Below are 23010 nucleotides of genomic sequence, written 5' to 3' on the forward strand. Positions count from 1 at the left end.
TTGCTCTGCGGCCGCGCCGGGCACCCACCAGGGGTTTAGCGCGGCTGGGTTAACCCGGCTGGGTTAGCCTGCTACCGCCGCACGGCTGGCGACGAACGCACCCACGCACGCTTCGACGTCGTCCGCTGAGTGCGACGCTGAAAGCTGCACACGGATCCGGGCGGCGCCGCGCGGGACTACCGGGAAACTGAACGCGGTGACGAAGACGCCGTGCCGGAGCATCTGGTCCGCCACGTTGGCGGCCATCACGGCATCCCCGAACATCACGGGAACAATCGCGTGTTCGCCGTCCAGGAGTTCGAAGCCCTCCTCGGTCATCCGGCGGCGGAACAGCCGGGCATTATCGAACAGCCGGGTCCGCAGGTCACCGGAGTTCTCCACCAGGTCAAGCGCCTTGATGGTCGCGGCGACGATCGCGGGGGCCAGGGAGTTGGAGAACAGGTACGGGCGCGCTTTCTGGCGGAGCATGGCCACCACTTCACTGCGGCCGGACACGTAGCCGCCGGACGCGCCGCCCAGGGCCTTGCCGAACGTTCCGGTGTAGATGTCCACGCGCCGGGACACGCCTGCGTGCTCCGGGGTTCCTGCACCGGTGGCACCCATAAAGCCGACGGCGTGGGAATCGTCCACCATCACCAGGGCGTCGTGCATCTCGGCGAGGTCGCAGATGGCTTCCAGCGGTGCCAGGTAGCCGTCCATGGAGAACACACCGTCGGTGACAATGATCTTGCGCCGGGCATCCTTCGCCTCAACGAGCCTGGCCTCGAGCTCCGCCATGTCCTGGTTCGCGTAGCGGAACCGCTGGGCCTTGCAGAGCCGGATGCCGTCGATGATGGAGGCGTGGTTGAGGGCGTCGGAGATGATGGCGTCCTCAGGGCCGAAGAGGGATTCGAAGACGCCGCCGTTGGCATCAAAGCAGCTGGAGAACAGGATGGTGTCCTCCGTGCCGAGGAACCTGGAAACCCTGGCTTCCAGCTCCAGGTGCAGGTCCTGGGTGCCGCAGATGAAGCGGACGCTGGCCATGCCGAAGCCCCGCGAGTCCATGGCCTGTTTTGCCGCGGCGATGATGTCCGGGTGGTCCGCAAGGCCCAGGTAGTTGTTGGCGCAGAAGTTCAGGACGGTGGCGCCGGGCTGGCCGATCTGCCCTGCCGTGATGTGGCTGGACTGCGGGGAGTTGATGCTGCGTTCGGTTTTGAAGAGTCCGGCGGTGCGGATGTCGTCCAGCTCAGCCTGCAGCTGGTCCTTGATGGAGGTGTACATGGTGCTCCTTAGAGTTCGGTCCAGTCGAGGACAACTTTTCCGCCGACGCCGGCGCGGGCGGTGGCGAAGCCTTTTTCCCATTCTGCGGCGGGCAGCTTGTCCGTCACTACCGCTGAGATGCCGGCGTGCAGCACGGGGTTGGAGGAGAGCATGGCGCTCATGGCGTACCACGTCTCATACATTTCGCGGCCGTAGATGCCCTTCAGCGTCAGCATGTGCGTGACTACTTTGCCCCAGTCGATGGTGATGTCCTGGCTGGGCAGGCCGAGCATGGCAATGCGGCCGCCGTGGTTCATGTTGTTGATCATCTCAGGCAGCGCGGTGGGGTGGCCGGACATTTCCATGCCGATGTCGAAGCCCTCGCGCATGCCGAGTTCACGCTGGGCATCCTTGACGCGCGTGGTGGAGACGTCGATGGTGAGGTCCACGCCGAGCTGGCGTGCAAGCTCGAGCCGTGGCTGGGAGACATCGGTGATGGCGATCTTGCGCGCCCCGGCGTGGCGGGCCACGGCGATGGCCATCAGGCCGATGGGTCCTGCCCCGGTGATGAGCACGTCCTCGCCCACCAGCGGGAAGCTGAGGGCGGTGTGCACGGCGTTGCCGAACGGATCGAAAATCGCGCCGAGTTCCGGTGTGATGGAGGGGTCATGGTGAACCCAGACGTTGGTCTCGGGGATGACCACGTACTCGGCGAAGGCGCCGTCCCTCTGCACACCGACGCTGACGGTGTGGATGCACATGTGGCGGCGGCCTGCGCGGCAGTTCCGGCAGATCCCGCAGACCACGTGGCCTTCGCCGGATACGCGGTCCCCCACTTTGACGTCGCGGACGCCGTCGCCGATTTCCACCACTTCACCGTAGAACTCATGGCCGGCGATGAGGGGTGCCTCGATCATGCTCTGGGCCCAGGCGTCCCAGGACTGGATGTGCAGGTCGGTGCCGCAGATCCCGGTGGTTATGACCCGGATCTTGACGTCGTTGGGGCCGGCCTCGGGCTCGGGCCGGTCAACCAGCTCGAACCCGGCGTGTGCACCGGACTTGTAGAGTGCCTTCATTGGCTTCCTGACTGTTGGCAGCGCCCGCGGCCAGCGGGTGTGGTCTCCCTTCATTAGAGCCATTTCGAAGCATTAGCACAAGCAGAATTCTCTCAATCGACGATGAAGTGTTCTCTAATGCATAGACTGGGCGGATGGAAATTCATCAGCTGGAAATCCTCCGCGAACTCGGAGCCCTGGGCAGCGTGAAGGCGGTGGCGGAGACGCTGATGGTCACGCCCTCCGCGGTGTCCCAGCAACTGGCACTCCTGCAGCGCAATGTTGAGGTTCCGCTGACCCGGAAGGAGGGCCGCAACCTGGTGCTGACCGAGGCCGGGCAGGTGCTCGCCGACGCCGGTGCCGCCGTCGTCAGTGCCATGGCGGACGCCCGGACAGCCATCGGCGCCTATCACGGCTCGCCGGTGGGCACCGTGACCATCAGCGGTTTCCACAGCGCGGGGCAGGCGCTGTTCGCGCCGCTCGCGCGCATGCTGGACGCGCCCGGCCAGCCGCGGATCCAGCTTTCCGACGAGGACGTGGCGCAGCAGGACTTCCCGGCGCTGACGGCGCGGTACGACCTGGTGCTGGCGCACCGGATGGACCACAGCCCGCGCTGGCCGGAGGAGCGTGTTGCGGTGATTCCGCTGGCGCACGAACCGCTGGATGTTGCGTTGCCGGCAGGCCATCGCTTGGCCCGCCAGGGCACTCTCACCGCGGCCGACGTCGTGGGCGAACCTTGGGTGACCAGCCACACCGGATACTCCCCCGCCGACGTCCTGTCCGCCGTCGCGGCCGTCTCCAGCAAGGAACTGAACATCGTCCACCGGATCAACGACTACTCCACCGTGGCCGCGCTGGTGGCGGCGGGGGGTGTGGTGGGCCTGCTGCCGCGGCATACGGCGCGGCCCGTGCTCAACCCCGGCATTGTGCTGCGGCCGCTGGAGGGCATCAGCACCCGGCGGCGGATCGACATCCTGGCCCGGCCGGAGAACCTGAAGCGCCGCTCTGTGATGATTGTGTGCGAGGCGCTGCAGGCGATCATGACCGGGCTGGTGGAGCAGGGCTAACCCAACTGAGTAGCACTAACTGTCGTTTTCAGGGCTCAGAACGACAGTTGGCGCTACTCACTTGGTGGCAAGCCGCTTGGCGTGGCCGAGGCCCTTGCCCAGCCCGTGGCCGTGCCCCTTGCCCATTCCTTTTCCGATGCCCAGGCCCGGACCGGTGCCGGCGCCCTCCACGATCTGCCGGGCGGTGGCGTTGTCACCGTTCTTCACGCCGGAGACCCTGACGGCCTCACCCGTGGCGATTTCCGCGATGGTGACCTCTGACCGCTTCAGCCGTTTGCCGTCGTCGCCCGTTGCCGGGGAACCGTCCGCGGCCGGGGCAGGGAACTTGATGATCCTGGTCTCTGCGTTGACGGCGTAGGTCTGGGTGAAGCCGTCCTCGCTCTTGACGGTGAGCGAGGTTTCGCTGACGGCCTCCACGGTGCCCTGCTGGGTCAGCACGGTTTCGAACGTCCCGTCCGCCTTCTTCACCACACTTTCACTGTGCAGGTGCTGCGGGCGCTGGGCCTTGGCCGGCTTCTCCTGGCCTTTAGCCTTGTCCGATTTCCCCGGTTCGGAGGCTGACGGCGACGGCGTGTCTGTAGCGGACCAGGCGATGGCGACTCCTGTGCCTGTCAGCGCCAACGCCACCACGCCGGCCAGCAGCGCCTTGCGGATTCTCAAAGATTCTTGGACCGACATGGCCATTCCTCCCACAGCACGGGCAGGGCTCCGGCGCCCTGGATCTTCAGTGTAGAACCGGCAAGCCCCGCTGAACACGGGTACTTTTTCGCGCGGATGCGAGTACTTGAACGCCAAACTGGGTCGCAGTAGATGTCGTTATGAGCGCTCATAACGACATCTACTGCGACCCCGATGGGTTAAATCAGGTGGCTTAGCCCTCGACGCCGAGCTTCGAGAGGATCAGCTCCTTGACGCGGCCGGCGTCGGCCTGGCCTCGGGTGGCCTTCATAACGCCGCCGACGATCGCGCCGATCGCCTGGAGTTTGCCGGCGCGAATCTTGTCCGCGACGTCAGGCTGCGCGGCGAGGGCTGCATCGATGGCTTCCAGGAGGGGGCCGTCGTCGGAAACTACGGCGAGGCCGCGCTTCTCCACGATCTCCGCCGGGGTGCCTTCACCGGCGAGCACGCCGTCCAGTACTTCGGTGGCCATCTTGTTGTTGATCTTGCCGTCCTCGACCATCCGGTTCAGCTCCACGATAGTGGCGGGCTGGACGCCCAGCTGGCCGGGATCGACGTCGGCGTTCTTGGCGCGGCCAACGATCTCGCCCATCCACCACTTACGGGCGACGGTGGCTGTGGCGCCGGCAGCGATGGTTTCCTCGATCTCATCCATAACGCCGGCGTTGACGACGTCGCGGAATTCCAGGTCCGAGTAGCCCCAGTCCGACTGCAGCCGCTTGCGGCGGGCCGCCGGCGGCTCGGGCAGCGTGGCGCGGAGTTCCTCCACCCATTCGCGGGAGGCGACGATCGGAACCAGGTCGGGCTCCGGGAAGTAGCGGTAGTCATCGGCGTCCGACTTGGGCCGGCCCGAGGTGGTGGTGCGCGTGTCCTCGTGCCAGTGGCGGGTTTCCTGGATGATCGGGTTGCCGGCATCCAGAACGGCTGCGTGCCGCTGGATCTCGTAGCGGACGGCGTGTTCGACGGCGCGCAGCGAGTTGACGTTCTTCGTTTCGGAGCGGATGCCGAAGCGTTCGCGGCCGTGCGGGCGCAGCGAAACGTTCGCGTCGCAGCGTACGTTGCCGCGTTCCATCTTCGCGTCCGACACACCAAGGTTCTTGACGATCTCCCGGACCGCGGCCACGTAGGCCTTGGCCAGCTCCGGGGCTCGGGAACCCGCACCCTCGATGGGCTTGGTGACAATCTCCACCAGCGGAACGCCGGAGCGGTTGTAGTCCACCAGCGAGAAGTCGGCACCCTGGATGCGGCCGGCGGCCCCGCCCATGTGCGTGAGCTTGCCGGCGTCCTCTTCCATGTGGGCGCGCTCGATCTCCACGCGGAAGATGGTCCCGTCCGAGAGTTCGATGTCCAGGTAGCCGTCGTACGCGATGGGGTCCTCGTACTGTGACGTCTGGAAGTTTTTAGGAGTGTCCGGATAGAAGTACTGCTTCCGGGCGAACGTGCAGGATTCAGCGATCTTGCAGTTCAGGGCAAGGCCGATCTTGATCGAGGACTCGATCGCGACCCTGTTCACTACCGGCAGCACGCCGGGCATGCCCAGGTCCACCTCGTTGACGTTGGTGTTCGGCTCATCGCCGAAGACGTTGGGCGCGGAGGAGAACATCTTGGACTTGGTGTTGAGTTCCACGTGGACCTCAAAACCCAGGACGGGATCGTACTTCTCCATGGCCTCTTCGAAGCTCAGGGTTGCGTCAGTGCTCATTATTTTGCCTCCTTGGCTGCTACAAGGGTCTCGACCAACGCAGGGGCCTTATCCAGGAGCGGGCCGCCCCACTGTGCCTCAAGCAGGGATTCCAGGACCGCGCCTACCCGGTAGAGCCGGGCATCCTCGCGGGCCGGAGCCAGCAGCTGGATGCCGACGGGAAGGCCGTCCTCGTCTGCCAGGCCGCCGGGCAGGGTCAGCCCGGGCACGCCTGCCAGGTTGGCGGGGATGGTGGCGACGTCATTGAGGTACATCGCCAGCGGATCATTCAGTTTCTCCCCAAGCTTGAACGCCGTGGTGGGCGCCGTGGGGGAGATCAGGACGTCGGCCTGCGCGAACGCGGCCTCGAAGTCACGCTGCACCAAGGTGCGGACCTTCTGGGCAGACCCGTAGTACGCGTCGTAGTAGCCGGCGCTCAGCGCGTAGGTACCCAGGATGATGCGGCGCTTGACTTCGTCGCCGAAGCCGGCGGCGCGCGTGGCTCCCATAACGCGTTCGATGGTCATGGGCCCGTCCTTGGGCAGGACGCGCAGGCCGTACCGGACGCCGTCGAACTTTGCCAGGTTGGAGGAGGCTTCGGACGGCATGATCAGGTAGTAGGCGCCGAGGGCGTACTGGAAGTTGGGGCAGGACACCTCAACAATTTCCGCGCCGGCCTGCTTCAGCAGTTCCAGGGATTCGTTGAAGCGGTTCTCGACGCCGGCCTGGTAGCCCTCGCCGTGGAGTTCCTTGATGATGCCGATCCGCATGCCTTCGACGTTGCCCACGCGGGCAGCGGCGACGAGGTCTGCCAGGGGGTCGGGCAGGGACGTGGAGTCAAAGGGATCATGCCCGCCGATGACCTGGTGCAGCAGCGCCGAGTCCAGGACGGTGCGGGAAACCGGGCCGATCTGGTCCAGCGAGGAAGCCATCGCGATGGCACCGTAGCGGGAAACGCCGCCGTAGGTGGGCTTGACTCCCACGGTGCCGGTGACGGCGCCGGGCTGGCGGATGGACCCGCCGGTGTCCGTGCCGAGCGCCAGCGGGGCCTCAAAAGCAGCAACGGCCGCGGCCGAACCGCCGCCGGAGCCCCCGGGGATCCGGTCCAGGTCCCATGGGTTGCGGGTGGGGCCGTAGGCGGAGTGCTCGGTGGAGGACCCCATGGCGAATTCGTCCAGGTTGGTCTTGCCCAGGATGGGCATTTTGGCGGCACGGAGGCGCTTGACCACCGTGGCGTCATAGGGGCTGTGCCAGCCCTCGAGGATCTTGGAGCCTGCCGTGGTGGGCTGGCCGATGGTGACGATGAGGTCCTTGACCGCGATCGGCACGCCGGCGAGTACGTGGAGTTCCTCGGCCGCGGCACCGCCGGCGGCGCGGATGGCGTCCACCTCGGCGGCGACGGCGAGCGCTTCCTCCGTGTTGACGTGCAGGAACGCGTTCACGCCGCGTTCGCCGCCGTCGACAGCTGCGATCCGGTCCAGGTACGCCTGCGTGACCTCGACGGAGGTGACCTCGCCCGCGGCCAGCATGCCGGCCAGCTGCGCGGCGGACAGGCGGATGAGTTCGTTGGTGTCAGTCATGGTTATGCCTCATCCAGGATTGCCGGGACCTTGAAGCGGTTCTCATCGGAATCCGGAGCCCCCGAGAGTGCCTGCTCCGCGGTGAAAGTGTGGCCCACAACGTCCTCGCGGAACACGTTGGTCAGCGGGATCGGGTGGGAGGTTGCCGGGACGTCATCACCGGCGGCTTCACTCACGGACTTCACTGAATCAACGATGACGGCGAGTTCGCCGGCCATCCTGTCCAGCTCTTCAGCACTCATCTCGATGTGAGCGAGCTGCGCGAGGTGCGCAACATCGTCACGGTTGATCGCAGCCATGGATCTCCCCTGCAAGTTCGGATTGTTTTCCGAACCAGTCTAGTGGGGAAACGTCAGTGCCCGTCTGACGACCCCCAGCGGGCGTCAGACGGGCACCTCGGTGCCGTGGTCCCGGTCACGGGGACCGGCCACAGGCAGCTACAGACTAACCGATCCCGATGGCTCCCGTCAGCATTCCCGCACCCAACATGACGAGGGAAACCACTGCGGTGCGCCACAGGACCTTTTTGTGGTGGTCGCCGAGGTCCACCTTGGCCAGCGAAACCAGCAGCAGGATGGCCGGAACCAGCGGGCTCTGCAGGTGGAAGGGCTGGCCGGTGATGGAGGCACGCGCCATCTCCGCGGCGCTGATCCCGTAGTGTGCGGCGGTCTCGCTGAGCACGGGCAGGACGCCGAAGTAGAAGGCGTCGTTGCTCATGAAGAACGTCATGGGGATGCTGAGGACGCCGGTGATGACGGCCAGGAACGGTCCCATTTCGGTCGGGATGATCTGGACCAGCCACGCGGACATGGCCTCCACCATTCCGGTGCCGGTCAGGACACCGGTCAGGACTGCGGCCGCCATCACCATGCTCACCACGGCCACGATGGACGAGGAGTGGGCCACGAGCTGCGCGCCCTGTTCCTTGACGTTGGGGAAGTTCACGACCAGCGCGATGGCCGACCCGACCATAAAGACGAACGGCAGCGGGACGAGATCGGCCACGAGCATCACCATCACGGCGACCGTCAGGCCAAGGTTGAACCAGAACAGTTTCGGGCGGAGCGTGGAGCGGTTGGGGTCCAGGGCGGTGTCGGCCAGCCCGCCGTCCTGTTCGTCCACCAGCGTTTCGGTGCGTTCCAGGACAGCCACTGACGAACCTTCCGGAGAGTAGCCGCCGACGGCGGGACTTCCGGTTCCGGGGGTACGTGACCCACTGCGGCCGGTACCGGCGGAGGCAGCGGCGGTGCCGCCGTCGGAAGCGCCGCCGTCGAACTTTTCGGCAGTGAACGGCTCTGCCGTGTCCGGCGTTCCCCAGATTTCCGGTTCAGTGGCGCGGAGGCGGTTGCGTTCCTGCAGGCCCAGGAGCCAGGCGAAGCCGAAGACCACTACCAGGCCGGCGATGAGGGACGGGATCATCGGGACAAAAACGTCGTTGACGTCCAGGTGGAGCGCGGTGGCGGCGCGGGCAGTAGGACCGCCCCACGGCAGGATGTTCATGGTGCCGTTGGCCAGGCCGGCCACGCACGTGAGGACAACAGGGCTCATCTTCAGGCGCAGGTAGACCGGCAGCATGGCGGCGGTGGTGAGGATGAAGGTCGTGGAGCCGTCGCCGTCCAGGGAGACTGCGGCCGCCAGGATCGCGGTGCCGAGCACCACCTTGGCGGGGTCATTGCCGAGCTTGCGGAGGATGAACTTCACCAGCGGGTCGAACAGCCCGACGTCGATCATCAGGCCGAAGTAGATGATGGCGAACATCAGGAGTGCCGCCGTGGACGTCATGGACTTCATTGACTCCAGGACCATGTCCCCAATGCCCAGTCCGGCGCCTGCGAAGAGGCCAAAAACGGTGGGGACGATGATCAGCGCCAGTACTGGCGTCAACTTCTTCGTCATGATCAGCACCATGAATACCGCGATCATTGCGAATCCAAGTAATACCAGCACGGCCGGCTCCTTCTTGTGAACAACGCCACCGCAGTGTGACGCGTGCTACAGACATTAGGGTGGCGGGCGTCACGGCCGTGCCTTTGGTTCAATTGATTGGCATACTGCTTATTCCGAGCATTTTGCGCATTGTGCTCACACCCGGGCCCGAGGAAGGGAGGACCATGCCACGTTCTGCACGCACACCGCCTTTGCGGTTCTCCACGCAGACCCTCCTCCTTCAGCTGGGCGTGGTCCTGCTGGTGGTGCTGCTCAGCGCCGCCGTCCACGCCTGGCTGACCTACGACCGGGTGGGCCGCGAGGCGGAAAACCAGGCCCTGACGCTGGCCCGCGCCGTCGCCGCGGATCCCTCCGTGCAGGCTGACGTGCTGGCCATCAGCGCGGGCGCGGGCACTCCCCCGCCTGCCGTGCTCCGCGGCGGCCCGCTGATGGCAGCCGCCGAGGCGATCCGGACCCGGACCGGGGCACTGTTTGTGGTGATCACCGACGAAACCGGCCTGCGCCTGGCGCACCCGGATCCGGACCGGCTGGGCGAGAAAGTCAGCACCGACCCGTCCGAGGCCCTCGCCGGCCAGGAGGTCACCACCAGGAACACCGGGACACTGGGCCCGTCTGCCGGCGCCAAGGTTCCTGTTTACGCACCCGGCACTGGCACGGGCACCGTCGTGGGCGAGGTCAGCGTTGGGTACTCCATGGAGAGCGTGGGCCAAAGCGTTGCGCGCGACATCGGCCCGGTGGGGCTGACCGCCGCAGGTGCGCTGTTGGCTGGCGTGCTGGCCTCGTTCCTGCTGCGGCGCCGGCTCCAGCGTCTAACGCTGGGGCTGGAGCCCGAGGAAATCAGCACGCTGGTCCACGACCAGGTGGCTGTGCTGCAGGGCGTGGACGACGGCGTCATCGGCGTTTCGGCCGACGGCAGGATCAGCGTGTTCAACGCAGCCGCGCAGCGCCTTTTGGAGCAGCCGGACCTTTCCGGGACGCCGTGGGCCAAAGCTCCTGTGCCCGAGCAGCTCAGGGCGTTGACCCGGCCGGACGCTGCGGAGGCGGACGCCATCGAACTGGTAGCCGGCGGCAGTGTCCTGGTGGCCAGCGCGCGCAAGGCCCTGCATCGAAGCGAGGACCTGGGCTGGGTGGTGATGCTCCGGGACCGCACCGAACTCCAGCAGCTCACCCGGCAACTCGACGCCGTGGGCACCATGTCCACGGCCCTGCGCGCCCAGCGCCACGAATTCGCCAACCAGCTGCACACCATCACCGGCCTCATGAGCATCGGGCAACACCAACAGGCCCGCGAGTACCTGGCCGGGCTGGCCGCCACGGGGCCGCTGAAGTTCCCGGTGGACCAGGCGGAACTGTTGCAGGACCCCTACCTGCAGGCCTTTGTGGGTGCCAAAGGTGTGGAGGCCGACGAGCGCGACGTGACGCTGCGGATCGGCCCCGAAACCCTGGTCCGCGGCCAGGTCACCGAGCCGCAGGACGTGACCACCGTACTGGGCAACCTGATCGACAACGCGGTGAACGCCGCCGTCGCCGGCTCCTCCCCGGACCGCTGGGTGGAGCTGGAGGTGCTGGATGAACCGCACGACGACGGCGGGACGCTGCACATCGTCGTCGCCGATTCCGGCGACGGGCTGGCCGCCGGGACGGACGCGGAAGCGGTCTTCGCCGAGGGATTTACGACGGCGGCTGGCCCAGTAGTGCCGGCTCCGGCGGCTGCCGGTGGAAGGAGTGGCGGGCGGAGTGGCGGGCAGGGGCTGGGCCTGGCCCTGGCCCGGAAGCTGGCCCGGCGCCGCGGCGGGGACGTCCGCCTGCTGGAGCCGGGGACACCGGGCGGACCCGGTGCCGTGTTTATGGCTTCCCTGCCACGCACAACGGCCGGGACCACCGCCGGGACACCTGCGGGGACCCAGGATTCAGCTGGAAAGGACAATGATGCCTGAGGATTTCAGGGTGCTGATTGTGGACGACGATTTCCACGTGGCCAAGCTGCACGCAACGTATGTGGATTCGGTGGCGGGATTCCTGGCGCTGGCGCCGGTGGGGTCGGCGTCCCTGGCGCTGCAGGCGATCCACAGCCTCCGCCCGGACCTGGTGCTGCTGGATGTCTACCTGCCGGATGCCTCAGGCCTCGACCTGCTGCAGCAGCTGGACGTGGACACCATGATCCTCAGTGCCGCATCGGACGCCGAGTCGCTGCGGAAAGCGTTCCGCCGCGGCGCCCTCGGGTACCTGTTGAAGCCCTTTACGGCCGAGTCGCTCTCGCAGCAGCTACGTTCGTATGCCCGGTACCGCAGGCTGCTGGGCCAGCCCGGGGCCCTGGACCAGGGGTCCGTGGAGCGGGCCAAACGGGCGCTGATCCCGGGGGACGTGACGCCGGCGGCCAAACCCCGCTCCGCCACCGAGGCCGCGGTGTTGGAATCGCTGGTTGCCGGCGAACAGTATTCGGCGGTGGAAGTGGCCACCCGCGTGGGGGTTTCCCGGGCCACGGCGCAAAGGTACCTGTCCTCGCTGGCCGACGACGGCGCCGTCGACATCCAACTGCGCTACGGAACCACCGGACGCCCGGAACACCGCTACAGCCTCCCGCCGGCCTGAGGCCCCACCCCTTGAGCGCGAACGGACACTTGGGGCCCGGAATCCAGGGCCCCAAGTGTCCGTTCGCGCGCGGGGGTGCGGGCGGATGCGCTAGCTGGCGCTCTTCTGGGCCACGAGCTCGATTTCGACGAGCATCTTCGGGTCAAGGAACGGCAGGACGTGCACGAGGGCCAGCGTGGGGCGGATCTCGCCGAAGACTTCGCCGTGGGCGCGGCCAGCTTCTTCCCATTTGCTGATGTCCGTCAGGTACAGCTTGGACTGGACCACGTCTTCGAAGCTGAAGCCGGCATCGGCCAGGACCGCGCCGAGCTTCTGCAGGATGTATTGGGTCTGCGTGTAGAAGTCCTCGTCCACAATGCCGTCCTCGCCGCTGGCGGCCGTGGCGGAAATATAGAGCGTGTTGTCCACCTGGACGGCACGGGAGTAGCCGAGGGTCTGCTCCCAGACGGAGCCGGTGCCGAATATTTTGCGCATGGTGGGCCTTTCAGTGCCGAAAACGAGTCGGCACCACTTTAGGTTGGCTGGATGTCAAGCCGGTAAACCAGCAGCTTTATGTCGGTGCCCGGAATCAGCCAGTCACGCTCGGGGACTCGTTTGAAGCCTGTCTTCCGGTAGAGGCCATGGGCGCTCTCCCAGGTCCCGCCGGTGGTGAGGGCCACGCCCGTGATGCCCTCCAGCGATTTCGCATGCTCAATGATGGCTTCCACCATGGCCTTGCCTGCGCCGCTGCGCTGCACCGCCGGATCCACCACCAGCATCCGGAACTCCAGCTCATCCGGCAGGGCGATGTCGGCGAACGGTTCACCTGCCAGTGCCAGCGTCACGGAACCCACCACCTGCCGGTCCCGCTCGGCAACCCAGATCGTGGCCTTTGCCGCACGTGCGGCAACATCCTGGATCTGCTGCATATAGGGATGGTCCGCGCTGTCGAAATACCCTGCTGCCAGGTACGAGTCCACGGTGATCGTGGCGATGGCCTGGAAGTCTGCCTCAACGGCCGGTCGGATGGTTATTTGCGATTGCACCTGACAATGTTAGTGGGGCAGCACCGTCACAGCGGAAACTTGCCGGACAGGGCCAAGGTCCCGGCGCAGGTCCAGGCGGCCAGCCTGTCCTCGTCGGCGGGTCCGCCGTCCAGCGGACTGGCCAGCCGGGGACGCCGGACCCAGCAACCGGCTTCCTCGGCAATCAACGCACCGGCGGAGAAGTCATGTTCGTTGAGCCCGCGTTCGCCGTAGGCGTCGTGGGTCCCGTCAGCCACCATGCAGAGATCCAGCGCTGCAGAGCCCAGCCGCCGGACGTCGGCAAATCCATCCATCAGGCTGCCCAGCAGCGCAGCCTGCTCGGCGCGGATGGCGGGGTCGTAACTGAAGCCGGTGGCGAGGATCTGCCCGGCGCGGTCCGGCGCCGGGCCCTGGAGCTGGGTCACCCGGCCGCCTTCTTCCAGCCACGCACCCTGGCCGCGGGCAGCGTAGTAGACGCGGCCCAGCGCCGGGGCGTTGACGACGCCGGCCAGCCAGACGCCGTCGGCATCCGCCACTGCCACGGAGGTGGCGTAGTAGACGATGTTCCGGATGAAGTTGGTGGTACCGTCCAGCGGGTCGATGGACCAGCGGTAGCCGGTGGGTGCAGCGGGCCGGGTGGTCCCATGCTCCTCCCCCGTGATGGTGTCCTGTGGACGGGCGGCCGTGATGGCATCCCGGACGGCATTCTCCGCGGCGACATCAAAGGCCGTAACCCAGTCGCCGGCGTCGCCCTTGTTGCTGACGTCAAGCGTCTCGCCATTGCGGGAAGCCAGCACGGCGGCGCCGGCGGCGGCTGCTTGCCGGGCCACCGCAAGCAGTTCGGTGTTGAGATCCGGATGGCTCATTCGGCTGCCTCTTCTGATTCTGTGGGCGTTGGTATGGGCGTGGCTTCGGCAGCGGGGGCCGGGCCGTTCGCAAGGAGCTCCCGGAAGCCGTCCTCGTCCAGGACCGGAATTCCGAGCTGTTCGGCTTTGTCCAGTTTGGTGCCTGCGCTTTCGCCGGCGACGACGTAGCTGGTGTTTTTGGAGACCGAACCGGCCGCTTTGCCGCCCCTGATGAGGATGGCTTCCTTGGCCTCGTCCCGGCTGAAGTTCGGCAGGGAGCCGGTAACCACAATGGTCAGACCTTCCAGCGTGCGCGGCGTGGATTCGTCGCGCTCATCCGCCATGCGGACCCCGGCCGCGGCCCAGCGGTCAACGATTTCCACGTGCCAGTCCTCGGCGAACCATTCCTTCAGCGCGGCCGCGATGGTGGGCCCCACGCCGTCCACATGGGCCAGGTCCTCCTCGGAGGCGTTCCGGATGCCGTCCATGGTGCCGAACGCGGTGGCCAGGGCGCGTGAGGCGCGGGGGCCAACGTGCCGGATGGACAGGGCAACGAGCACCCGCCACAGCGGCTGCGTCTTGGCTTTGGTCAGTTCGTCGAACAGCTTGTTCGTGGTTGCCGTGGGCTTGGATGGCGTCTTGGCCGTTGCCTTTGTCCAGAAGTACGGGACCAGGTCCCACGTACCCGTGCCCACGCCCTTGTCGCGCTTCTCCCGCCAGACCAACACGCCTGCCAGTTTGTTCCGCAGCTCGTCCAGTCCGGAATCCGCAGCCAGTTCAAACAGTGCGGACTCACTGGTCAGGATGCCGTCGCCGGCCGGTTCCACCCTTCCGCCGTTGGTGGCTGGATCCGCACCCGGTCCGGAGGTCAGCGCGATGGCTGCCTCCCAGCCCAGGGCCTCGATATCGAAGCCGCCGCGCCCGGCCAGATGGAAGACGCGCTCCCGAAGCTGCGCCGGGCAGGAGCGGGCGTTGGGGCAGCGGATGTCCACGTCCCCTTCCTTGGCCGGTGCCAGCGGTGTGCCGCAGGCAGGGCATTCGGTGGGCATCACGAAGTCCCGCACCGGCGGTTTCTGCTGGTCGCGCAGGGCGAGCACCGGCCCCACAATTTCCGGAATGACGTCCCCGGCCTTCCGCAGGACAACGATGTCGCCGATCTTCACACCCTTGGCCTTGACCACATCCTGGTTGTGGAGCGTGGCCATCTCCACGGTGGACCCGGCCACCTTGACGGGCGTCATGATGCCGTACGGGGTGACGCGTCCGGTGCGTCCGACGTTGACTGCAATGTCCAGCAGTTTGGTGTGGACTTCCTCCGGCGGGTATTTATAGGCCACGGCCCAACGCGGCACCCGGGTGGTGTAGCCCAAGGCACGCTGGGTGGCGAGATCGTCAACCTTGACCACAATGCCGTCGATTTCATGCATAAGGTTGTGCCGTTGTTCGCCATAGCGCTTGATGAAGGCAAGGATCTCCGGCAGGCCCCCGAGAACCTCGAAGTACGGACTGACGGGAAGGCCCCATTGTTCCAGCACGGCGTAGGTCTGGGACTGGCTCAGGGTTTCCAGCCCTTCGCGCGCACCAATGCCATGGACAAACATCCGCAACGGACGCTTGGCGGTTTCCGCCGGATCCTTTTGCCTGATCGAACCGGCGGCGGCATTCCTGGGGTTGGCCAGCGGCGCCTTGCCGGCTTCGATCAGTGCCTCATTGAATTCCGCAAAAGCCTTGGAAGGGATAAAGACCTCGCCCCGGATTTCCACCTCCGGGGGAAAGCCGGTGCCCGTCAGTTCCGTCGGGATTTCCTTGATCGTCAGGACGTTGTGGGTGATGTCTTCACCCGTGGTTCCGTCACCCCTGGTGGCCGCCCGGACCAGTTTCCCGTCGCGGTACAACAGGTTGACTGCGAGGCCGTCAATCTTCAGTTCCGTGAGCCACGCGAGCTGAGCCGTGTCCCCCAGCTTGCTGACGCCGGCCTCGGCTTTGGTGATCCAGGCCTCCAGCTCCTCCAGGGAAAAGACGTCCTCGAGGCTATACATCCGCTGCAGATGTTCGACGGCGGCGAACGCGGCTGAGACTTCCCCGCCAACCTCCTGCGTAGGCGAATCATTGGCTACCAACTCCGGATGCAGGGCCTCGATCTCCTCCAGGCGCCGGAACAGTTCGTCGAATTCAGCGTCGGAGACCAGGGGTTCGTCCTCCTGGTAATACGCAAACCGGTACTTCCTGACCAGGTCCGTCAGGTTCTCATATTCTTCGCGCACTGACCCGGCGGGGACGGCGTCCGGCTCGGTTAGTTCCTCAGTGCTGTTTGCTGTTTCCTCTGCGGGGACCGGTGCTGTGCTCACAGACCTATCTTGCCTTACCGCCCCGACATTGCGCCCAAACGCCCGGTGGGCATGGAACGCCCCCATGTAGGTAGCAGTAACTGTCGTTATGAGCGCTCATAACGACAGTTACTGCTACCTAGTTGGGAAGGGCGGGGCTGGCAGGGTCAGTGTGAGGCGAGGCGGTTCCGGCTCCACCAGGCGAAGGCGAGGCCGGCGACTCCCACCAGCAGCACGCCCGCCATGATGGCCAGCAGGCCGGGGCCGCCGAAGAGGCCGGAGCCGTCGTTCCGGGAAACGGCGGCAGCCTGTGTGGGCTTGGCCGACTTGGTGACTGGCTTGTTCCAGTTCGATTCCGTGGACGGGGGTACGGACGACGGCGGGCTGGGGATGGTGGTGCTGGGCGCGGCCGACGGCGATTCCTCAGTCGGCGAAACGCTCGGTTCCGGGGCGAGGGTGGCAACCGGTACCGGTGCTGGCGCCACGGGCGGCGGCGGCGGGGGCTCGATCACGGGGGCCGCCGACGTCTGCGTCGGGGATGGAGTTGAGGTGTCCGTCGGCCCGGGCTTCTGATTGCCCGGCTCACAATTAATGATGCACAAACCCGGTGCCGGTTCGCCGTCGTCGGCCTGCGCCGGGGCCGCCGCAGAAAGGCCAACCAGGAGCGCCAGCACCGCAGCCACCGCAGCAGCTGAAACGTCGCGGAGCACGGATGAGGATCGGATCATGGTTACCTTTTCGACAGCGCGCGGCACCCCTTCCGCGGCGAAACAGTGTTTCCGGTAGTCTCCTACAACGCGCCACGGGCCTGCAAATCCGTTGGATTTACGGCCCGGTGGAAGGCAACGGCTCAGCCCCTGTTTTCCGGCGGCAGGGCAATCTGCAGTTTCCGTGCCTTGCCGCGTCCCACGATGTAGCCGCGGCCAGGTATGAACTCCGGACTGACCCGGCCCAGCGACGTGTTGAGCAGGCTGTCCCCTTCGATGTCCCCCGGGTTGATGAGCAGGCCCCGGCGTCCGGATTTGAAGGGCTGGGCCAGGGACCAGGCGGAGGACCAGGTTGACGTTTCCGATTCCCCGATGACCCACTGGTCGGCCTTGATGGAGGCCGACACGAGCTGCGAAACGCCCGATTCCGCAACGGTATCCGTGAACTCGGTCAGGCCTTCGATGAAGATCTTCAGTTTCCCGGGGTTCCCGGAGGAGTGTTCGGTGAGGTCCTCGATGATCTCAGCCAGGTCATCGGCACACCCACCACCGAACGGTTCCAGAGCGGCAGCGACGCTACTGCGGAGCGGCGCGAGCCGATGTACACCAACTCCGTGTCCGGATTGGATCGGCGCAGCGCGTACGCCAGGGTCACCAGCGCCACCGTCCCGCCGGTCCGCCACGGGATCGAGTCGATGAGACCGCCGATCGTCCGGGCGGCCGCTGCGGCCGCAGGCGGTGTGGCAGGTGGACCTGCGGGTTCGTGGGCGGGGTGTGCAGGAGCCAGGCTGGCCGCTGCCTCCGGCTGTCCTGGAGCGTTCGCCTGTGCCGCATCGACCGGTGCCGGAGACGCGCCAACAGGTGCCGCGGGGACGGCGTGATCTTCCTCTGGTTCGTCCCGGACGGCTGCGTCCTCGATGCTGCGGACAACAGTCCGTTCCCAGAGGTGGTCGTAGCTGCCGGTCATTTCGTGGGCCGGGACCTGATCAGGATATGTGGGTTCCGGGGCGGGCTTCATGTCCGGCTCGGCTTCCGGGGCTTCGGCAGCAAAATTGGAGTCGTCGTCCAGGAGCCCCATCACCGTTTCTGCCTAGACCTCCCGGTCATGCTCCGGCGCTGGTTCAGACGCAGGTTCAGGTGCAAGTTCAGGTTCCGGCTCAGCTTCCGCCTCAGGTGCAGTTTCCGGCGCGGGTTCAGAGTCAGGCTCCGCTACCGTTTCAGTGACCGGTTCAGCGTCCGCTACGAGGACGACGCCGCCGACAGCGGTGGGTGCCTCGACCTCAGCGGGTGTGGCCAGCCGGAGCCGCCACCTCGTCCGCCGGAGTTCCGGTGAGCGACACTGTCAGCGACTCCAGCAGGACCACGCCATCGCTGAGCGGCAACGCGGGCCCGGGCTGGCCGTTTCCGGCCACAGTGAGGCGGTACCACTCGGGTGTGTCCAGGCGGCGCTCCGTCCAGGTGGTGACGTCCCTCCCGTTCAGGTCCACCGGGCCGCCGGGCAGCTGCACGGTCAGGTCCAGGTCGCCGCGGAGGAAGATCCGGAGCGCGTCACCGGAATCCACTATCCCGAACGACGGTATCTGCGCCAGGGAAACGCCGAAACTGCTGGTGACGGCGTGGAGCACTTCGTGGCTTCCGGGGCGTGCTCCAGCAGTTCCCACAGGGACTGGACCAGGGCAGGCGGGGGTCCCGGGACCCAGGAGGACCACAGTGTTGGCCCGGACAACACCGAGCCAAGTGCCCGCGGCGTATGTTGCGGTGGCCATGTCAGTGTTCCCCTCTTCCGTCGTCCCGGCCGGCCGGCCGGCTGGCGTCAACAATCCGCCCCCGGGGCAGGGTGACCTCTTCCGCGGCATCAGCGGAGGGGCGGGGCGCCGTGGTGGCGATGCCGCCGTCGTTCATCACGTTCCTGGCGTCCACCACAATGACGGTGACGTTATCCCTTCCGCCGTTGCGGAGCGCGGCCTGGATCAGGGCATCCACCGCGTCCTGCGGATGGCCCACGGTGCTAAGGATCCGGAACATGTGCTCATCCGTCAGCTCTGCGTTGAGCCCGTCCGAGCAGACCATGATCCGGTCGCCTTCCTCCACGGGCAGGAGCCAGTAATCAGCCTCGGTCTCGTCCCCCGTGCCCAGCGCCCTCGTGACAACGTGGCGGCGGGGATGGACGGTGGCCTGCTCAGGCGTGATTTCACCGGCATCCACGAGTTCCTGGACCTCCGAATGGTCCACGCTGACCTGCTCGAAGTGCCCCTGGCTCAGCCGGTACGTGCGGGAATCCCCGATGTTCATGACCAGCCAGTACGGCATGCCCATCTGTTCCACCACAACGGCTCCGGTGAGCGTGGTCCCGGCGCGGGCACCTGTCACCTCCCGGATGGAACTGTCGGCGCGGAGCAGATATTGCTGGAGCACTGCCGCCGTGATGCTGCGCTCCCCGGTAGCGAGCTGCGGCATGGCAGCCAGGGCGCGCACACACATGCCGCTGGCAATCTCGCCGGCTTCGTGTCCGCCCATGCCGTCTGCCACGGCGAAGACGGGGTCGGAGGCGATGAAGGAATCCTCGTTCAATTCCCGGCGCAGCCCGCGGTCCGTTCCGCAGCCGTAACTGAGGCTGAGGCCGGTTCCGTGGTCTGCGTCAGCTGGGTCACTGGCGGGCTGTGAGTTCATGCTTGTCCTAGGTGGAAGGAACGGTCACCAAAGTGGACAGTGGATCCCGGGCTGACAAAAGCGGGCACGCCCGGCTGCAGTGGGGTGCGCCGTCCGTCCGGTGTTGTGACGGCGCTGCCGTTGGTGGAGTTCCGGTCCGTCACCCAAATGCCGGCACCGTCGGTCAGCAGGTGGAGGTGCGTCTTGGAGATCGAGCGGCCGGGATCACTGACCGCCAGGAGCTGGGCCTGCTGCTCCCCCGCCTGGCCAAGGGGGTTCCTGCCCAACAGGACGTTGCGGTCGAGACGGAAGTCCCGGCCGTCGTCGAGCTTTAACCGCAGCACGGCGACGGGCGCCGCATTCGTTGCGCCGCCGCGCATCTGCGTGCGGTCGAGGTCGTCATCGGGATGGAACTGGGCGCCCGGCGCGGGAACGGCAGGGGCCGCGTACGGGACATGCGGCTGGAAAGGAGTGGACGACGGCGGCGCGTCCGGCTGGGGTGCGAACGACGGCGGCGCGGCTGACGGTTGAGCCGTGTACGGCTGCGGGGCGTACGGCTGCACGGGTTGTTGGACCGGCGGCTGTTGGGCGGACACAACCTGGGGCGGCTTTGCGGCCCCGGCCACAGGCGACGCGACCTGCTGGACAGGCGGGAGTTCCAGGGGCGCGAAACTGTACGGGCCCTGGATGCCGCCGGACGTGATGGGGTTCCGGCCGTCCTTGACGTCGAACACCAGCGTTTTGGCCACGGTGTCATGCCAGCCGCGGAGCCCGCCGTTGCGGTCCCAGGTGTTGGAAACCACCACCAGCACGGCCCACACCGCGCCGACCAAAAGCAGCGGTCCGAGGATGAAGACAGCCACATCGAACCATTTGAAAATGACGATGGCCACGGCGGCCAGGAGCGCCAGGATGATGCCCGCGCCGGTGATGAGGCCGCGCAGGAACACTCCCCCGGCGCCGGGGGCGTAACCATCCTTGTCAGCGCTGCGGATGCCCATGACGTGGTTGCCGAGGGTCTTCCCGGACCGGCCTTCCATGCCCACCAGGACCGCCAGGTAGACCAGCGTCAGTCCCAGGCCGATGCTGCCGAACAGCACCAGCGAACCGGTGTCATAGATGATGAAGCCGCCGCTTTGGGTGCGGGTGATTCCCGCGAATCCGATGGCGAAAGTCACCACCAGGACCGCGATGGGGGCCAGCCAGTCGAGCACTGCTGCGCCGAGCCGTTTCCCCGCCGTGGCCGGAACAAGCTCAAGATTGGCTGCCATTCCCGTTCCTCCCCCTGGAGCCGTTTGTACTACCGGGATAGTACCGGGATTCTGGCTGGCGTGCGCCGCCGCACGCTCCTTCATGGCCCGCTGTGCATGGTCCACGTTGCGTCCGCTGCGTGCCGCCCTGTTGGGCAGCGGAGCACCGCACGCCGGACAGAACGTGGCGCCGCCCCGGATCAGTTGCTGGCACTGCTGGCAGCGCTCGGCCTCGTTCATCATGAGTCAGTGGGGTTCTTCCTGCCAGGGTTCCGCATAACGGTGGACTCATCAGGCTCGGAAGCCGCCGCCGCCGTCCCGGATCCGCTGTCCTGAACTGCCGGATTCGGGGTTCCGGCACCGTCCGGGCCGGTCCCCACCCTACCGGTGGCGGACCGCCATCCGGGGGAACCCTGGCCGGACGGACGCACCAGCGGGCCCAGCCCGAGCCTGGTACCGCGCAGCTTAAGGGCGTTGCGGCCATCAGCCAGCAGCGACCGGGGCGAGAAGCGGGCCTGCTGGCGGCGCCAGAACCCCAAAGTCCCGGCCATCTCCTTCAGCGAGCCGTCCACGATGGTCCAGTATTCCCGGACCTCCTCCTCGCTGGGCTGGCCGGCGCCGAAGATGGAGGCATCCGCACGGTGCGCCAGCATGGTGGGGGTCTGCCCGGTGGCCGGGAACGAGTCAGCAAGCACCACTGCGCTTTCGCGCCGGGTTGCACGGGTGTCGATGCCGGCGCCCAAATCCGAGGCGAGGCTCACCACCTCGTTCCAACCGCCGCCCACACGCTGGGCCGGGTGCCCCTCCGTGAGGCGGGCCTTCCGGCGTCGTGATTTAAGGAGCGCGATCAGCAGCAGCGGCAGGGCAAGGATGGACAGCGGGATCAGGGCAATGCCCAGGGCCCCGAGCAGGGCACCCCAGAAGAGCCACGGATTGTTTTTCTTCTCGTCGGCGTCCGGCGGGATGGGGACGTTGTCCTTGGGCGGTGTGGGGTCGAAGCTGACCCAGCCCACCCGGTCGAAGGCCACCTCAACCCAGGCGTGGACGTCCTTGCCCGTGACCTTTACCTCGCCGGCGCCGTTCTCGGGGCTGGTCGGCTCGAGGTAGAAGCCCATGACGACGCGTGACGGGATGCCCAGGTGGCGGAGCATCAGCGACATGGACACGGCATACTGCTCGTCGTCGCCGAGCATCTGCTTGGCGGTCAGCAGGTTCCTGATCCGCGACGAGCTGTGTCCGGAAACGCTGGGCAGCTGGCCGTCAGCCACCAGGCCGTTGCTGAAGGCGCCCGTCTTTTGGAAATGCGCCTCGATCTGGCGGACCCGGTCAATCGCGGTGGGCGCATCGGCCGAGAGGTCGTTGGCCTGTGACCCCACCACCGGCGGGACCTCGACGGCGTCCGGCAGCGTAATCTTCGCGAAGTCGTACTGTGTCAACTGACCGTGTTCGAGCTTCACGGGATCGGACACCTGGACGCTGTAGGAATCGCCCTTGGACAGGCCCTGCGTGGTCACGGCCGTGTCTGTGCCTGCGTTGAAGTACAGGCCCGACGCCGCGGCGGAGGCGCTCTGGTCAAAGCTCAGGCCGGTGGTCTTCCGGCCTCCCGGGAGTAGCCCTGGTAATCCTCGATGGTGATGTCGATGGAGTAGTCATTCGAGGGGACGATGCCGGAGGTGTCGGCCAGGGTGTTGATGGATTCGGTGTCGCCCACCTTGCTGAAGCTGCCGGAGCCGTTGGGATCCATGTTGTAGTTGGCGCCGTTGAAGGCATCCAAAGCCCCCAGCCGGACACGGCCGTCCCGGGGCAGTCCTTTGACCACGAACAGGGTGTCGTCTTTCTTGTCCTTGACGAACGTCCGGAAGCTTGCCAGGGGCGTGACGTAGTCCTTGGGATCGAACGGCGGAACCACCACGTTGCGCAGGACCTTGCGGTCACCGCTGGCGGTGACCAGGGGCGCCGCCACCGCGGTAATGGCGACGTTTGCGGCGATCACGGCAGCGGCCGTGCCCGGCCGGCGGAGCTTGGCCCGCTGGGCTGTGGCCGCATCGGTCTGCGGACGGTTGACTGAGACTTTTCGCGTGTCGCTGCGCCGCAGCGCGTCACGGCGGAAGGTGGCCCAGGCAATCGCAATGACGGTGAGATCGATGCCGCGCTCCACGGTGAGGAAGGCAGCGTTGGTGCTGAAAGCTATGCCCGTGACGAAAAGCCCCAGAACGGGAAGCAGTGGCCAGTAACGATCTTGTTGTGGCGCTTCTTGAGACCGAATTTCCCCAGCAGTGATGTCACAGCGTTACTAATCCCTCAATTGTGTCGCGGCCCCCAGTGCGGCCCCCCAAAGACCCGATACCGGGCTCTCTGTTCCCCGCGTCAGCCTACCGAAGCATGGCTG

At 66.6% G+C, this 23010-nt stretch carries 18 protein-coding genes and 2 pseudogenes; 3 read left to right on the forward strand and 17 right to left on the reverse strand.

Annotated elements, in window-relative coordinates; genetic code table 11:
* Positions 1-63 precede the first annotated feature (63 nt).
* Both ACX80X_RS00825 and tdh read right to left on the reverse strand, forming a co-directional pair.
* Positions 64-1260, reverse strand: coding sequence for a glycine C-acetyltransferase (locus ACX80X_RS00825; RefSeq protein WP_459310956.1), 1197 nt, complete (start codon positions 1258-1260; stop codon positions 64-66).
* A gap of 8 nt (positions 1261-1268) precedes the next feature.
* A complete protein-coding gene (gene tdh, locus ACX80X_RS00830) occupies positions 1269-2315 on the reverse strand; it encodes an L-threonine 3-dehydrogenase (RefSeq protein ID WP_252599964.1) in 1047 nt (348 codons plus the stop codon).
* 134 nt (positions 2316-2449) lie between these two features.
* Here tdh and ACX80X_RS00835 point away from each other — a divergent pair, with 134 nt between their 5' ends.
* On the forward strand, positions 2450-3361 hold the full coding sequence (locus ACX80X_RS00835; protein ID WP_252599963.1) for a LysR family transcriptional regulator: 912 nt from the start codon (positions 2450-2452) through the stop codon (positions 3359-3361).
* Between the two features lie 57 nt (positions 3362-3418).
* Here the strand turns inward: ACX80X_RS00835 and ACX80X_RS00840 are convergent, their stop codons facing one another.
* The 5 genes from ACX80X_RS00840 to ACX80X_RS00860 all read right to left on the reverse strand — a co-directional run bounded on the left by ACX80X_RS00840 (position 3419) and on the right by ACX80X_RS00860 (position 9247).
* Entirely contained in the window at positions 3419-4039 is a 621-nt protein-coding gene (locus ACX80X_RS00840; RefSeq protein WP_252599962.1) for a hypothetical protein, read from the reverse strand.
* A gap of 193 nt (positions 4040-4232) precedes the next feature.
* Positions 4233-5741, reverse strand: a complete 1509-nt coding sequence (gatB, locus tag ACX80X_RS00845; RefSeq protein ID WP_252599961.1) for an Asp-tRNA(Asn)/Glu-tRNA(Gln) amidotransferase subunit GatB — start codon at positions 5739-5741, stop codon at positions 4233-4235.
* Positions 5741-7300, reverse strand: a complete 1560-nt coding sequence (gatA, locus tag ACX80X_RS00850; RefSeq protein WP_252599960.1) for an Asp-tRNA(Asn)/Glu-tRNA(Gln) amidotransferase subunit GatA — start codon at positions 7298-7300, stop codon at positions 5741-5743. Before gatA ends, gatB begins: the two co-directional genes overlap by 1 nt.
* Positions 7301-7302: 2 nt before the next feature.
* Positions 7303-7599 carry an Asp-tRNA(Asn)/Glu-tRNA(Gln) amidotransferase subunit GatC gene (gene gatC / locus ACX80X_RS00855; protein WP_056348187.1) on the reverse strand — a complete coding sequence of 99 codons (297 nt, stop codon included), beginning with the start codon at positions 7597-7599 and terminating at the stop codon, positions 7303-7305.
* A 145-nt stretch (positions 7600-7744) separates the two neighbouring features.
* A complete protein-coding gene (locus tag ACX80X_RS00860) occupies positions 7745-9247 on the reverse strand; it encodes a CitMHS family transporter (protein ID WP_252599959.1) in 1503 nt (500 codons plus the stop codon).
* A gap of 164 nt (positions 9248-9411) precedes the next feature.
* Between ACX80X_RS00860 and ACX80X_RS00865 the strand changes: the two genes are divergently transcribed.
* Together ACX80X_RS00865 and ACX80X_RS00870 are read left to right on the forward strand one after the other, a co-directional pair.
* A complete protein-coding gene (locus ACX80X_RS00865) occupies positions 9412-11184 on the forward strand; it encodes a sensor histidine kinase (RefSeq protein ID WP_252599958.1) in 1773 nt (590 codons plus the stop codon).
* On the forward strand, positions 11177-11839 hold the full coding sequence (locus ACX80X_RS00870; RefSeq protein WP_141139938.1) for a response regulator: 663 nt from the start codon (positions 11177-11179) through the stop codon (positions 11837-11839). Before ACX80X_RS00865 ends, ACX80X_RS00870 begins: the two co-directional genes overlap by 8 nt.
* A gap of 90 nt (positions 11840-11929) precedes the next feature.
* Here the strand turns inward: ACX80X_RS00870 and ACX80X_RS00875 are convergent, their stop codons facing one another.
* The 10 genes and pseudogenes from ACX80X_RS00875 to ACX80X_RS00920 form a co-directional block, all read right to left on the reverse strand.
* Positions 11930-12313 carry a RidA family protein gene (locus tag ACX80X_RS00875; RefSeq protein ID WP_252613692.1) on the reverse strand — a complete coding sequence of 128 codons (384 nt, stop codon included), beginning with the start codon at positions 12311-12313 and terminating at the stop codon, positions 11930-11932.
* 38 nt (positions 12314-12351) lie between these two features.
* Positions 12352-12864: a GNAT family N-acetyltransferase gene (locus ACX80X_RS00880; RefSeq protein ID WP_252607852.1), complete on the reverse strand. Its 513-nt coding sequence runs from the start codon at positions 12862-12864 to the stop codon at positions 12352-12354.
* A gap of 26 nt (positions 12865-12890) precedes the next feature.
* Entirely contained in the window at positions 12891-13709 is an 819-nt protein-coding gene (locus ACX80X_RS00885) for an inositol monophosphatase family protein (RefSeq protein ID WP_252607851.1), read from the reverse strand.
* Positions 13706-16036: an NAD-dependent DNA ligase LigA gene (gene ligA / locus ACX80X_RS00890; RefSeq protein WP_308293009.1), complete on the reverse strand. Its 2331-nt coding sequence runs from the start codon at positions 16034-16036 to the stop codon at positions 13706-13708. Before ligA ends, ACX80X_RS00885 begins: the two co-directional genes overlap by 4 nt.
* A 146-nt stretch (positions 16037-16182) precedes the next feature.
* On the reverse strand, positions 16183-16743 hold the full coding sequence (locus tag ACX80X_RS00895; protein ID WP_252599954.1) for a hypothetical protein: 561 nt from the start codon (positions 16741-16743) through the stop codon (positions 16183-16185).
* 122 nt (positions 16744-16865) lie between these two features.
* A pseudogene (locus ACX80X_RS00900) lies at positions 16866-17482 on the reverse strand (FtsK/SpoIIIE domain-containing protein); the annotation flags it as partial.
* 520 nt (positions 17483-18002) lie between these two features.
* Positions 18003-18488, reverse strand: coding sequence for a hypothetical protein (locus tag ACX80X_RS00905; RefSeq protein WP_252599953.1), 486 nt, complete (start codon positions 18486-18488; stop codon positions 18003-18005).
* A 1-nt stretch (position 18489) separates the two neighbouring features.
* Positions 18490-19392 carry a PP2C family protein-serine/threonine phosphatase gene (locus ACX80X_RS00910; RefSeq protein ID WP_252607849.1) on the reverse strand — a complete coding sequence of 301 codons (903 nt, stop codon included), beginning with the start codon at positions 19390-19392 and terminating at the stop codon, positions 18490-18492.
* Positions 19389-20642, reverse strand: coding sequence for an RDD family protein (locus ACX80X_RS00915; RefSeq protein WP_252607848.1), 1254 nt, complete (start codon positions 20640-20642; stop codon positions 19389-19391). Before ACX80X_RS00915 ends, ACX80X_RS00910 begins: the two co-directional genes overlap by 4 nt.
* 218 nt (positions 20643-20860) lie before the next feature.
* Positions 20861-22854, reverse strand: a pseudogene (locus ACX80X_RS00920) (transglutaminase-like domain-containing protein); the annotation flags it as partial.
* Positions 22855-23010 lie beyond the last annotated feature (156 nt).

Source organism: Pseudarthrobacter sp. MDT3-1 (assembly GCF_054510755.1).

What these genes read in the sequence shown, in the direction of transcription:
- ACX80X_RS00825 (WP_459310956.1), bottom strand. Translation starts at nt 1,260, where the DNA reads ATGTACACCTCCATCAAGGACCAGCTGCAGGCTGAGCTGGACGACATC.
- ACX80X_RS00885 (WP_252607851.1), bottom strand. Translation starts at nt 13,709, where the DNA reads ATGAGCCATCCGGATCTCAACACCGAACTGCTTGCGGTGGCCCGGCAA.
- ACX80X_RS00910 (WP_252607849.1), bottom strand. Translation starts at nt 19,392, where the DNA reads ATGAACTCACAGCCCGCCAGTGACCCAGCTGACGCAGACCACGGAACC.
- gatA (WP_252599960.1), bottom strand. Translation starts at nt 7,300, where the DNA reads ATGACTGACACCAACGAACTCATCCGCCTGTCCGCCGCGCAGCTGGCC.
- ACX80X_RS00915 (WP_252607848.1), bottom strand. Translation starts at nt 20,642, where the DNA reads ATGGCAGCCAATCTTGAGCTTGTTCCGGCCACGGCGGGGAAACGGCTC.
- ACX80X_RS00895 (WP_252599954.1), bottom strand. Translation starts at nt 16,743, where the DNA reads ATGATCCGATCCTCATCCGTGCTCCGCGACGTTTCAGCTGCTGCGGTG.
- ACX80X_RS00840 (WP_252599962.1), bottom strand. Translation starts at nt 4,039, where the DNA reads ATGTCGGTCCAAGAATCTTTGAGAATCCGCAAGGCGCTGCTGGCCGGC.
- gatC (WP_056348187.1), bottom strand. Translation starts at nt 7,599, where the DNA reads ATGGCTGCGATCAACCGTGACGATGTTGCGCACCTCGCGCAGCTCGCT.
- ACX80X_RS00870 (WP_141139938.1), top strand. Translation starts at nt 11,177, where the DNA reads ATGCCTGAGGATTTCAGGGTGCTGATTGTGGACGACGATTTCCACGTG.
- tdh (WP_252599964.1), bottom strand. Translation starts at nt 2,315, where the DNA reads ATGAAGGCACTCTACAAGTCCGGTGCACACGCCGGGTTCGAGCTGGTT.
- ACX80X_RS00875 (WP_252613692.1), bottom strand. Translation starts at nt 12,313, where the DNA reads ATGCGCAAAATATTCGGCACCGGCTCCGTCTGGGAGCAGACCCTCGGC.
- ACX80X_RS00865 (WP_252599958.1), top strand. Translation starts at nt 9,412, where the DNA reads ATGCCACGTTCTGCACGCACACCGCCTTTGCGGTTCTCCACGCAGACC.
- ACX80X_RS00905 (WP_252599953.1), bottom strand. Translation starts at nt 18,488, where the DNA reads ATGGCCACCGCAACATACGCCGCGGGCACTTGGCTCGGTGTTGTCCGG.
- gatB (WP_252599961.1), bottom strand. Translation starts at nt 5,741, where the DNA reads ATGAGCACTGACGCAACCCTGAGCTTCGAAGAGGCCATGGAGAAGTAC.
- ACX80X_RS00835 (WP_252599963.1), top strand. Translation starts at nt 2,450, where the DNA reads ATGGAAATTCATCAGCTGGAAATCCTCCGCGAACTCGGAGCCCTGGGC.